The 12,813-nt window shown below is 42.7% G+C and carries 12 protein-coding genes; 1 reads left to right on the top strand and 11 read right to left on the bottom strand.

The features are described 5' to 3' along the window. Positions 1–10: 10 nt before the first annotated feature. From W7W_RS0102440 to W7W_RS0102405, 8 genes are all read right to left on the bottom strand, one after another. The gene (locus W7W_RS0102440) at positions 11–715 is read right to left on the bottom strand and encodes a phosphoadenylyl-sulfate reductase (protein WP_010662272.1); all 705 of its coding nucleotides are present in this window, start codon (positions 713–715) and stop codon (positions 11–13) included. Between the two features lie 42 nt (positions 716–757). Beyond that, positions 758–1,789 (bottom strand): ATP-dependent 6-phosphofructokinase, encoded by a 1,032-nt coding sequence (locus W7W_RS0102435; protein WP_234408332.1) that lies wholly within the window; start codon positions 1,787–1,789, stop codon positions 758–760. A 71-nt stretch (positions 1,790–1,860) separates the two neighbouring features. Beyond that, entirely contained in the window at positions 1,861–2,721 is an 861-nt protein-coding gene (locus W7W_RS0102430) for a universal stress protein (RefSeq protein ID WP_025006667.1), read from the bottom strand. 115 nt (positions 2,722–2,836) lie between these two features. Beyond that, a complete protein-coding gene (gene queA / locus W7W_RS0102425; protein ID WP_010662269.1) occupies positions 2,837–3,886 on the bottom strand; it encodes a tRNA preQ1(34) S-adenosylmethionine ribosyltransferase-isomerase QueA in 1,050 nt (349 codons plus the stop codon). Positions 3,887–3,997: 111 nt separating this feature from the next. Further along, positions 3,998–4,783 carry a tRNA pseudouridine(55) synthase TruB gene (gene truB / locus W7W_RS0102420; RefSeq protein ID WP_010662268.1) on the bottom strand — a complete coding sequence of 262 codons (786 nt, stop codon included), beginning with the start codon at positions 4,781–4,783 and terminating at the stop codon, positions 3,998–4,000. Positions 4,784–4,816: 33 nt separating this feature from the next. Continuing rightward, on the bottom strand, positions 4,817–5,620 hold the full coding sequence (locus W7W_RS0102415; protein WP_010662267.1) for an undecaprenyl-diphosphate phosphatase: 804 nt from the start codon (positions 5,618–5,620) through the stop codon (positions 4,817–4,819). Positions 5,621–5,725: 105 nt separating this feature from the next. Then, entirely contained in the window at positions 5,726–5,995 is a 270-nt protein-coding gene (locus tag W7W_RS0102410) for a DUF3098 domain-containing protein (RefSeq protein ID WP_010662266.1), read from the bottom strand. A 67-nt stretch (positions 5,996–6,062) separates the two neighbouring features. Beyond that, on the bottom strand, positions 6,063–6,932 hold the full coding sequence (locus W7W_RS0102405) for a cell division protein FtsX (RefSeq protein ID WP_010662265.1): 870 nt from the start codon (positions 6,930–6,932) through the stop codon (positions 6,063–6,065). Positions 6,933–7,091: 159 nt separating this feature from the next. Here W7W_RS0102405 and W7W_RS0102400 point away from each other — a divergent pair, with 159 nt between their 5' ends. Further along, positions 7,092–8,024 (top strand): radical SAM protein, encoded by a 933-nt coding sequence (locus tag W7W_RS0102400; protein WP_010662264.1) that lies wholly within the window; start codon positions 7,092–7,094, stop codon positions 8,022–8,024. Positions 8,025–8,035: 11 nt separating this feature from the next. Here W7W_RS0102400 and W7W_RS0102395 read toward each other — a convergent pair whose 3' ends face one another. The 3 genes from W7W_RS0102395 to polA form a co-directional block, all read right to left on the bottom strand. Beyond that, the gene (locus tag W7W_RS0102395) at positions 8,036–9,058 is read right to left on the bottom strand and encodes a hypothetical protein (RefSeq protein WP_010662263.1); all 1,023 of its coding nucleotides are present in this window, start codon (positions 9,056–9,058) and stop codon (positions 8,036–8,038) included. Further along, a complete protein-coding gene (locus W7W_RS0102390; protein WP_010662262.1) occupies positions 9,055–9,540 on the bottom strand; it encodes an RNA polymerase sigma factor in 486 nt (161 codons plus the stop codon). The genes W7W_RS0102395 and W7W_RS0102390 overlap by 4 nt, the downstream gene beginning before the upstream one ends. Positions 9,541–10,021: 481 nt before the next feature. Continuing rightward, positions 10,022–12,796 carry a DNA polymerase I gene (gene polA, locus W7W_RS0102385; RefSeq protein ID WP_010662261.1) on the bottom strand — a complete coding sequence of 925 codons (2,775 nt, stop codon included), beginning with the start codon at positions 12,794–12,796 and terminating at the stop codon, positions 10,022–10,024. Positions 12,797–12,813: the final 17 nt, after the last annotated feature.

The following is a 12,813-nucleotide window of genomic DNA, read 5'->3' as shown; positions in this document are numbered from 1 at the left end:
AATTCGCGGGTTATCTCTTGTGCAATCCGCACTCCTTGCTTTCGGGATTTTCCCACCACCAGCGGCCGGCACGAACATCCTCCCATGATTCAATGGCCCGCGTACAGGGAAGGCAACCAATACTTGGAAATCCTTTGTCGTGAAGTGGATTGTAAGGAACTTTATGTTCTTTGATATAATCCCAAACATCACTTTCCGACCATGCAGCCAGAGGATTAAATTTTAAAAGTCCGTTATTTTCATCCCACTCCACCACTTGAATATTCTGGCGGGTAATGGCCTGACCGGCGCGTAATCCGCATATCCAGGCATCCAGGGTACTGAACATCCGCTTCAGGGGTTCAATCTTACGGATTCCACAACAAAGTTTCCTGTTTTCAACGCTTTCATAAAACAGATTTATCCCTTTACTGTTGACCATCTCCTCCACCTGTTTGTAATCAGGAAACATGACCTCTATTCTGGTATTGTATTTTTTATTGGTGCGATCTATTAGATCGTATGTTTCAGGAAACAGGCGTCCGGTATCCAAGGTGAAAACCCGTGCATCAGACTTAATTTTAAGCACCATATCTGTAAGCACCTGGTCTTCAGCTCCCATGCTTGAAGATAGTGCGACCTTGTTCCCATACTCGTTCAGGACCCACGTAAGAAGTTCAGTGGGGTCTTTTTGGGTGAATTTTTCGTTTAGTTCTGCAATCTGCTTTTGATCCATTGAATTGTTTTTTTGCAAATTTAAGGATTCCCCCCGGAAAAATTACTTTCCTCCGAAACAAACCCCCATGTATCTGGTTTTTTGAACCAGTCCGTTATCCGGATCCACCAATCTCAAACGACCTCCAACTTCATCCAGGGGCACACTTACTATGTCATTCCCTTTCGCGGCAACCATTACGCCAAAGTTCTCCTGATGTATCATTTGAGCAGCATAGGTGCCATAACGGGTAGCCAAAATCCTGTCGGCCGGCGTAGGGCTGCCTCCACGCTGGGTATAACCCAAAACGGTTTCACGAGTCTCCAGACCGGTCATTTTGCGTATTTTCTTAGCAATGTAGGCTCCTGCATTTTTCTTTTTGCCCGACTTAATGCCCTCTGCAACCACCACAATGGAATAAGGCTTTTTCTTCTGATTCCTTTCTATCAGACAGTTCGCCACCACATCCATATCGTAATCCAGTTCGGGAAGAAGAATCACATCACCCCCACCTGCAATACCGGAATGCAAAGCAATCCAACCGGCATGATGCCCCATGACCTCAATGACCATTACTCTTTTGTGAGAGTTAGCGGTAGTATGCAGACGGTCAATGGCTTCGGTTGCAATGGTCAATGCAGTATCAAACCCAAACGTAACGTCAGTACCCCATACATCATTATCAATAGTTTTGGGAATTCCTACAATATTCAGCCCTTCCTTGTACAAAAGGTTGGCGGTTTCCTGGGTTCCGTTTCCTCCGATACAAACCAGAGCATCCAGCTCAAGTTCCTTGTAGTTTTGCTTTATTAACTGAGGCTTATCAGACACAATATCACCCTCTTGTTGTTTGAACGGCTTCATTCTTGAGGTGCCAAGAATGGTTCCTCCCAATGTCAGGATACCGGAAAGCAGTTGCTCATTAAGAGGAATAACATCTTTCTCCAGCAGACCCGTAAAGCCGTTGGCAATACCCACGACTTCCATTCCATATTCTACAATAGCAGTTTTACCAATCCCTCTTATGGTAGCATTAATACCCGGACAATCTCCTCCTGCAGAAAGGATTCCGATTTTCATTTTTTTATTCCCCATGACCATTTTGTTTTTAAACGGTTATCGCCGATTCAAAGTAAGACTAATCTATCAGGTTGTTTTATTACGGGTCAGGCATGAAACACCAATAATGGCACGTCGGTATAAAACAGAATACGCCGGGTAATCTCCGGAGTAAACAAACGGGCAATCATATTGCGTTTCCGACGTGTCATGGCAATAAGATCAATATTATTTTCGGCAACATACTTTTCCAAAGAATCCATAAATTGCTCACTCTGTTCAAAATTACTTTTAATCTTGTGATTCCTGTAGGTAGCATCGCAATAATCCCTGAATTTCTCCATTCTTCGAATCTCTGTATTATCGGGCTTGTGGGCCTGAAACCGAACAGCATTTATATGTGTCTGAAATGGAGTAATAAGTCGAATCAGTTTATGAACGGAAATATAATCGGCATCCCCAAAGTCGGTAACAAACAACACGCGGCTCAATTTTTCCAGATCAACTGTTGATTTGGCCGGAACAGCCAGAACAGGCACCGTTGCTCTCCTCATCACATCGCTTGTAACACTCCCCAGGAGCTCTTTGATGGTTTCCCCTTTGCTTTTAGTCCCCATTATGATTACATCCGGATCAAGATCTTTGCTCACTTTCAGAATTACTTCTTCAGCATACCCAAACTCAAACCGATTTTCCAACTCAATATTTTTATCCTGAATAGAGGTCATCTTATTAATGGCACTCTGACAAAGATCGGCAAGCCGGTCGCGTGCATCCTGCTCTCTTTTTTGAATGTCCTCTTCACTGTTGGGAGGCATAACATTCATCCCCTCCTCAATATCTTCATAATCCGAAAAACTATGCAACAGCGTAACCGTGGATGGAAACTTCCCGGCAAGAGTAAGTGCATAGGTGAATGCATTTATGGAGTGGTCGGTAAAAGTTACCGGAACAAGGATCTTTATCATATCGGTATAGTTATAGCAAAAACTTGGTTCAGGTTCAAAAGTTACAAAAAAAATATAAAAAAACCCGTATCCAACACATCCTGGATACGGGTTAAAAGTTTTTTCCAATGCAGATTTATATAATCAACATTGCATCACCGTAAGTACCAAAGCGGTATTTTTCTTTAACGGCTGTTTTGTATGCTTTCATAATCAGGTCATATCCTCCGAAAGCAGCCACCATCATCAGCAAAGTGGAATATGGAAGATGAAAGTTGGAAACCATAGAATCAGCCACACTGAATTCGTATGGCGGAAAAATAAACTTATTTGTCCACCCTTCAAAAGGATTAACATGCCCGTTGGTCGAAACTGAGCTTTCAATGGTTCTCATTACCGTGGTGCCTACCGCACATATCCGACGACGTTCATCCTGGGCATTATTGATCATCTCTGCCGAATCCTCAGGAATAATGATTTGCTCTGAATCCATTTTATGTTTGGTCAGATCTTCCACATCAACAGACCTGAAACTACCCAGACCCACGTGTAGTGTAACATACGAGAAATCCACCCCTTTGATCTCAAAACGTTTAAGCAACTCACGGCTAAAGTGCATTCCGGCAGTGGGAGCTGCCACTGCCCCTTCGTGTTTGGCAAAAATAGTCTGATAACGTTCCTGATCTTCAGGCTCCACCTTTCTGTTGATAAATTTAGGCAGGGGCGTTTCTCCCAGACTATATAAAGTTTCTTTAAACTCCTCGTGCGATCCGTCAAAAAGAAAACGAAGGGTACGCCCCCGGGAAGTCGTATTGTCAATCACTTCAGCAACCAGAGAATCATTGTCACCAAAATAGAGTTTGTTTCCGATACGGATTTTACGTGCAGGATCCACCAAAACATCCCATAAACGCTGCTCCTTGTTTAGTTCCCGAAGCAAGAACACTTCAATCTCAGCACCGGTTTTCTCTTTATTACCATACAATCGCGCCGGAAAAACTTTGGTATTATTGAACACCATGATGTCTTTCTCATCAAAGTAATCAATGATGTCTTTAAAAACTTTGTGTTCAATCTTCCCGGTATCTTTATGCACCACCATCAGACGCGACTCATCGCGGTTGGTTGAAGGGTGCAGTGCAATAAGTTCTTCGGGTAATTTGTATTTGAATTTTGACAACTTCATAATTCCCTTTGTGATTTTGTATGATTAATTACTCTGTTTTCTAACACAAAAATGAGCCTATCTTATACGCAAGAATTGATGATTTGTTTCAACCGGCTCATCGAAAATTTTTCAACAATCCTGCCTGACATTAACACCAATCAGCCCCTGGTTGTTCCATTTTTCTTTCAATTTGTCAAAAGCCTCATCAAAAGACCCAATGGTAAGTGCATTCTCTACCTGAGCCTCCCCAATAACGGTTCTTCTGAGCCCGCTCAGGTGAGCCCCTGATTTCAATGCCAATCCCAGGTCTCTGGCAAACGAACGAATATAAGTACCCTTACTGCAACGAATATGCACAATGGCCTCATCATTGTCAAAGCCCACCAATTTCAACTCATGAAACACCACTTTACGTGATTTTATCTCAAACTCCTCTCCTTTTCTGGCCATGTGGTAAGCCCTTTTCCCGTCCACTTTGACAGCCGAAAATTGCGGTGGCACCTGATCCTGCTCCCCTAAAAAATGAAGTAATGCAGCTGCTACGCTGTCACTGGTAATATGCCCGGCAGGAAACTCCTGATCAACGGGCGTTTCCAGGTCAAACGACGGAGTGGTTGCACCAAATTTAATTCCGGCCACATACGTTTTATCATGCCCCATCAGCCGGTCTATTTGTTTGGTCGCTTTGCCAGTGCAGACAATTACCAACCCCGAAGCAAGAGGATCCAACGTTCCGGCATGTCCGACTTTCAGCTTTTTAAGTTTTAATCCATGCTGCAGGCGGGATCTTATTTTTTTTACCACATCAAACGATGTCCATTCCAGGGGTTTATCCACCAGCAAAATCAGTCCTTCTGAAAAACAGGCAGGATGATCGAGAACGGACAGGTCAGTACAAAATTCCTTCAACTCCATTATTCCTTAAAATAAGCACCGCTAAAGCGCAAGTTACCACACAAAACCACCGATGGCAAGAGCGCCGACGACCGCGCAATAGAGCGCAAAATAAATCAGCTTCCCGCGCTTCACAATCTCAATCATCCACTGACAAGCGAGCAAGCCACTAACAAAGGCGGCAACAAATCCGGCAAGCATTACCAGCGCCCCAATCTCATTTCCGGTAACTGCTTGCGGCACATCAGATTTCAGCAAATCCAGCGTGTTCTCTCCAATTATCGGTACCAAAACCATCAGAAAAGAAAACCGCGCAACTTCTGTTCGCTTATTCCCTATTATCAATCCGGTAGCAATAGTGGCTCCCGAACGTGATATTCCCGGAAGAACAGCAAATGTCTGCGCAATCCCGATGATTAAGGCATCCCGAAAAGTAATATCCCTGTCGCCAGATTTTTTGTAATACGAAAATGCCAGAAAAGAAGCGGTAATCAACAACATAAGCCCTACCAACAGCAACATACTTCCGGTATTGAAAATCTCTTCCACAGTATCTTTAAAAAACAGTCCCACAATTCCTATTGGGATCATGGAAAAAGCAATTTTAGCGATGTATTTTGTCTCTTCATTCCATTGAAACTTAAAAAGTCCTGAAAACAATTCAACGATGTCCTTGCGAAAGACCACCAGAGTACTCAACACTGTAGCCCCGTGTACAACCACCGTAAAGCGAAGGCTGTCCGGGGTTTCTATCCCCAAAAGCTGTTTGCCAATCTCGAGATGCCCGCTGCTGCTAACAGGCAGAAATTCTGTAAGGCCCTGAACAATGCCCAGTATTAACGCTTCTATCCAATCCATTTTAAATCTGAATTACAAATAATCTCATTGTCGTTACACCAAAAATGCCTGCCAAAAACCCGACAGACATTCACCCTTTAAAAAAACAGCCAAAAAGCGAAACATTTATTTCTTCTTCTCCATCTCTTTGGTCTCTGCTGGCTTTTTCATAATGGCATATATCGCAAACAAAAATCCAAACAAAACAACCAGAGGTGCAAGGGTAATCCTGCGAAAACTATAAACCCCCTCGTTGAAAACTTCCGGATTTTCACTTCCTCCTCCCATCATCAGCAAAAAGCCGACAATAACAATAACAAATGCAATAGCCAGTAACAGATAATTCTGCTTTTCAAGGGCCATTTCAAATTTCTTTTCTGTCTCTTTTTTCGACATAACTCTTTTATTTTATGCTCTGTTGCTTTTTCCTTTCACTTCCCTGCATCACTTTTATTTCCAATTCTTAGAAATACAAATCATCTGCCTTTAGGCGCAAATACTTATTAACCGCAAAAAAGGTGGAGATAAGCGTAATTAAAATTCCCAAAAGAATGACCAAACCAAACAAAACCCCGAGTAAAAAAAGATTGTCAAAACCTATCATACCCTGCAATTCCTTATTCATCCCGTAAATGAGCGATGAAAGTAAAAGAATAGCAATAGTAGCACCGGCCAAACCATTGAGAATACCTGTTGCCAAAAAGGGTTTGCGAATAAAACCACGTGTAGCTCCTACCAATTGCATGGTTTTTATCAAAAACCGGCGTGAATAAACCGATAAACGAATGGTATTGTTGATTAATGCAATGGCAATAACCAATAAAAGTATGGAAAAACCAGCCAGCACAATGGTTATCTTTTCTATATTATCATTAACCGCATGGAGCAGATTTTTCTGATAGTAAACCTCCTGAACCTGTGGAAAATTAAGCACCTGATTTTCAATGACCGCCATACTGTCCGGATTGGCGTACTCAGCAAATACTTTAACTTCAATACTCGAAAGCAATGGATTGTAACCAAGAAAATCCACGAAATCCTCACCCAGTTCCTCCTGCATGATGTCAGCAGCTTCATCCTTGCTGACATAGGCCGCTTCCCGAACATAAGGCGAAGCATTCAGAATTTTCTGAAGTCGCTGAACCTCTGCCTCACGTGAGTTGTCATCCACCAATACAGTAAACCCCAGATTCTCTTTTACATAATTGGATAAACGATGTGCATTGAGAAACAAAAGTCCGATAATTCCAAGCAAAAACAACACCAGTGAAATACTAATCACGGTGGTTACGTAGGAACTTCTGAGTTTTCTTTTTGCTGCGGTATTACTCATGTAAATGGCACATTTTTCCTAATAAGTTGCAAATATAAAAGAATTTAGTGCTATCTCATTAAAATAGTTGCCCTGATTTGGAAATCTCATTGAAAAAGATTAAAAACAATGACATTTCAGCATTAAACCTTTAACTTTGGGTTCAACAAAAAAAAAATCATGTTTAAGTTTATTTTCGGACCTGTTCCGTCCAGAAGACTGGGAATGTCTTTGGGCGTGGATTTGGTTCCCCGCAAAGTTTGTTCACTGGACTGCGTCTATTGCGAGGTGGGTACCACCACCAAACTCACCACTCAAAGAATGGAGTATGTCCCTTACGATAAAGTTGTAAATGAGCTGACAGAATATCTGAACAACAACCCTGCTCCTGACTTCGTTACATTTTCAGGATATGGAGAACCTTTGTTGAATTCCAGAATCGGAGATGTATTAACATTCATCAAAGAACATTATCCACAAATTAAAGTGGCCATCCTCACCAACGGAACGTTGCTGTCTGACCAGAATGTTCGCACAGAAATACTTCAGGCCGATGTTGTTCTGCCATCCATCGATGCTGCATCGGATAAGATATTCAAAAAACTAAACCGTCCCGAAAAGCACCTTAAGGTTGATCAACACATTCGCGGCCTCATCGAATTTCGTAAAGAATTCAAAGGTGAAATATGGCTGGAAGTATTTATTCTTCCGGGATACAATGACAGCAATGATGAAATTTGCCAGTTAAAAAAAGCCATTCAACAAATCGGACCATCCCTGGTACAACTGAATACACTCGACAGACCCGGAGCTGTTCCAGGGCTTCATCCGGCAAGCAAGGAAGAACTGGAAGAAATAAAAAACAAACTGGATTTCGAAAACACCATTATTGTCGCTGCAGCAAAATCCCGAAAGGAAACCAAAGCATACCGTAACGACAAAGAGTCTGCCATTCTGGAAACCATTGCACGCAGACCCTGCACCGTTCACGATTTGAGAGACATCATGGGCCTTCACATCAATGAAATCAATAAGTATCTTGATGTACTGGAAGCTGAGGGTAAAGTAACCACCGATTTCGGAGAAAGAGGAATTTTTTACCGGATTAAATAATTGAAAGGAGGTTATCTCCGAAGCTTCCTTTCAACCTCTAAGTACCCGGCTTTAAAGTTGTAAGCAACGAAATTACCATCTTCATCATACAACTTATCAAAATTAACCAGATCGCCGGAAACCCGGTCCACAAACTGAATCCCTTTCATTAAAAAGTTGCCTTCCGATGGTGAATCAGACTGCGACGACTGTTTTGCAAACATCGGCTCACTGTTTCTATTGATGTCAAGATACATCGGCATCATATGTCGCAACCCTGCTTCGTAGGCATTGGGAACCTGAACCGCAAGACCTTCTTTTAAAACATTTGAAATCATCCTCTCCATCGGTACTTCCTTGCCCTTCATTTCTGGGGAGAATTCCTGGTTATTGTCAATTTCAGACGAAATAACTTCTGATTGCTGATGGATATATTTGTCCTGACCCATTCTGCCTTCAACCATCTGCACAGGCTCAGGAACGGAAAAATCCTGCTCCTCAAATATTGCCGGGCGCGATGATAACTTTTGCAATGCAACCTCCTGTTTTTGAAAGGAGAAAAATGAATCACTGTTCCAAACCGTAAGGAACACTGCAACAACAATAACCGCAGCAGCAACTCTGGCTGTCATGTACCTGAAAACAACTGATCTCTGAAGCAGAGCCCCCTTTTTAAAGTAAGGAATCGCTTCAGCCAGCAGCTTCGTCTGTTGAAACTCCAACCCCCTTTTTATCAGTGATCCATCACACCTTATTTCTTCCGAAAGTTCAGACTCTTCTTCACCTGAAAGACCCTGTTCCATCTGTTTAATCAACAGATAATCGGGTCTGGAAACAGCCATCAAATCAGATTCATTTTTATAGAGGGAAGCCGTTGAACTGTATTGGGGAACAGCAGAACTGAGTTTCACCTCCTCAAACCCCTTTAATTCCTTTTCCAAATCAGGATTGGCCTGAAGAAAATCATCCAACGCGGTCCTGGCCTTGCTGTCAAGTTTTCCATCCAGATAATCGATGAACCAAATCTCGTAGTTTTCTCTGCTGATCTTCATCATACTACCACCTCCATCTTTCCAATATATTTCCTGAGAAATACCCGCGCCCGGTAAATGTAAACTTTTACCTGGCTCTCACTCAAGCCGGTCATTTCACCAATCTCCTCATAAGAATACCCCTCATAATCGCGCAGCATAACCACCATTTTCTGATCTTCGGGAAGCTTTTCCAGTGCCTGATGCAAAACCTCCTGTAAATCGGAATACTGACGCTCATGAGAATGCTCCTGTAAATCGGCCTCTTCCATACGTACCGAATGTTTCTCCCGGCGGGTATGGTCTATCAAAACATGATAAGCAGTGGAAAAAAGATAACTTTTGCCTTTGGCACCATCCACATTTGCATGATGGCGCCACATTTTTTCATAGGCATCCTGTACAATATCCGACGCCCTCTCCTCGTCACGAATATTTTTGAGGACAAAGCGATAAACATTGTCAGCATACTCCCGAACGCAATCGTTGTATTCTTCTACTGTCATCAGGTTCCGGTAAATTATTGATACAAGTGGGACGCTTTAGCTCAGCGAAAAGTTACAGCGAAATTTTACTGAGGACAAATTTTTTACCTTTTCCACAAAGAAAAATATCCCTACCTACCTTATGCATAAGACAGGTAAGATGCAAACAGGCTGAAAGCCTGAGAGCAATAGCCCGGGGCAACGCCCTGGGTTTTGAGGTATCCCTCCACCCCCTCTCATTATTGGTCGCATCGCGACCAATAATGAGAGGGGAGAGTTGTTACAATTTTCCTGAGGCGTTGCCCCAGGCTATCGCTTAAAGACCTTCAGCCTTTTCAAAAACGCAACAACATTATGTATTCCCTTAAAAGGAAAAGCCCGGCTTTTGGGAGGACTGGTTTATTGACTTCGTCGATCTTCGACTCATAAGTGTTCGTCATGAGATGTTTAAATGCCAATAAATTCAGGATAGAGTTTCATGTATCGCACTCTGTAATAAAAATTAATGCGCCTCCAGCCAGTTGTCACCAACCCCCATATCTACTTCAAGTGGCACTTTCAATGATACGGCTGATTCCATCTCTTTTTTAACAACTTCCCTGACTTCAGCAACTTCAGATTTTAGCACCTCAAAATTAAGTTCATCATGCACCTGAAGGACCATCCGACTTTGGAAATTTGCATTTCTGAAGGCCCGTTCCACACCAACCATGGCCATTTTTATGATGTCTGCAGCAGCCCCCTGAATTGGAGCATTGATGGCATTTCGCTCAGCCACTCCTCTTACCACTCCGTTGCGACTGTTGATATCAGGCAGATAACGACGACGCCCAAACATGGTTTCCACATACCCCTTTTCACGAGCCTGGGAAATGACCTTATCCATATACTCCTTTACAGCCGGAAAACTCTCAAAATACCCGTCAATAATGTCTTTTGCCTCCCCTCTGGGGATGTTCAGCCTCTCAGACAAACCAAAGGCAGAAATACCGTAAATAATGCCAAAATTAGCGGTCTTTGCTTTTCGACGCATATCACTCGTCACTTCTTCCGGTGATACCTTAAAAATTTTGGCTGCAGTAGCAGCATGAATATCTTCTCCCCGGTTAAAAGCATCCAACAGGTTTTTATCTTCACTCAGATGGGCCATTAATCTGAGCTCTACCTGAGAATAGTCAGCACTCAGGAATAAATGCTCCGAATCTCCGACAACAAAAGCTTTTCGCATTTCGCGGCCATCCTCTTCCCTGATTGGAATATTCTGCAAATTGGGATTGGAACTGCTCAAACGACCAGTTACCACAACCGCCTGATTGAAAGAGGTATGCAATCGGCTGGTTTCTTTATTTATCAATTTAGGTAATGCTTCCACATAAGTATTTAACAGCTTCTTAAGCCCCCTAAACTCCAATATTTTTTCAATGATCGGATGCTTATCTTTCAGTTTTTGCAGGGTCTCCTCGTTGGTGCTGTACTGACCCGACTTGGTCTTTTTGGCCTTTGCATCAATTTTCAATTTATCAAAAAGCACTTCCCCTACCTGCCGGGGACTGCCCACATTAAATTCTGTTCCGGCATCTTCAATAATCCCTTTTTCCAGAGCTTCAATACGCTGCTGAAGTTTGCCTGCAAAATCGGCCAGCGCCTCGGAATCCAATACCACCCCATGATACTCCATCTCGGCAAGTACCTTAAGTAAAGGCATCTCTACATTGTCAAACAGGGAAACCATCTTCAGTTCTTCCAGTTCCTTGAGCAAGGGTTCCTTCAACTGAAGTGTGATATCAGCATCTTCACCGGCATACTCTTTCACCGTTTCTTTGTCAATATCCCGCATACTGCCCTGCTTTTTACCCTTTTCTCCAATCAGTTCTGTGATAGAAACCGGGGTATAATTCAGATAGGTTTCGGCAAGAAAATCCATATTGTGTTTTAATCCGGGCTGAACCAGGTGATGAGCCACCATGGTATCGAAAAACGGGCCCTGCATCTCCACCCCGTACCTTTTGAGCATCAGGTAATCGTACTTAAGGTTTTGACCAACCTTCAGTACAGCAGGATCGGTCAGCACTTTTTCAAATCTTTTGACCACTTCACTGGCTTTATCTTTATCTTTATCCACAGGCACATAATAAGCCTCACCTTTTTCAAAACTAAAAGATAGCCCCACCAATTCATTGGACCACACATCTATTCCGGTAGTTTCGGTGTCGATACAAAACTCTTTCTGAACGCTAAGATCAGCAGCCAGAGAATCCAGTGCCTGTTGGGTTTCTACCAGAAAATACTCGTGTTGGGTACCCTCAAGAGTTTGATTGCTGGTATTAAACTGTGCAGACGAAGCCTGAGTGTTACTGCTGTCACCGAAAAGAGATCCCTGAGTAGGACCGGATTCTTTTTTACCGGCAATTTTTTCCCAAAGCGTTTTAAACTCCAGTTCTTCAAAAACCGGCTTTAGTTTTTCAAGATCCGGTGCTTTGTGTAGAAACAACTCCTCATTAAAGTCAACCGGGACTTCTGTCTCTATGGTTACGAGCCTTCGTGACAATTCCACCTGTTCCCTGAAATTAATGAGATTCTCTTTCTGTTTGCCTGAAAAGTCATCAATATGCGCATAAACATTTTCAACGGATCCGTACTTTCCGATGATATCTTTGGCTCTTTTTTCACCAATTCCCGGACACCCCGGAATATTATCCGCACTATCACCCCATAAGGCCAGCAAATCAATGACCTGTTCAGGTTTTTCCACCGAAAATTTCTTCTGGATTTCAGGAATTCCCCACCGTTCAATATCATTGCCCGCCGACTTGGGTTTATACATAACAGTATCAGCGGTAACCAACTGCGCATAATCTTTGTCGGGAGTAACCATAAAGGTCTTAAAACCGGCAGTTCCGGCTTTTCTGGATAATGTCCCCACCACATCATCGGCTTCAAAACCATCCACTTGAATAACGCTGATATTAAAAGCTTCAAGGATTTGTTTTATATAGGGAACCGCCTTTTTGATATCTTCGGGAGTGGCATCACGATTGGCTTTATATTCCTTAAAAAGTTCGTTTCGGAATGTTGGGCCTGACGGATCAAAGGCCACGGCGATATGCGTAGGGTTTTCTTTATTCAAAACCTCCAGAAGAGAGTTGGTAAATCCAAAGATGGCTGAGGTATTCAGCCCTTTAGAATTGACACGAGGATTTCGGATAAAAGCATAATACGCCCTGAAAATCAAGGCGTATGCATCAAGCAGAAATAATTTTTTTGTTTGTTCTGACATAACTTTTCAGGTTTATT

Source organism: Marinilabilia salmonicolor JCM 21150 (genome assembly GCF_000259075.1).
Lineage (GTDB): Bacteria > Bacteroidota > Bacteroidia > Bacteroidales > Marinilabiliaceae > Marinilabilia > Marinilabilia salmonicolor.
Note: the sequence above shows the minus strand (reverse complement) of the source record. Positions and strands in the feature narration are given on the sequence as shown.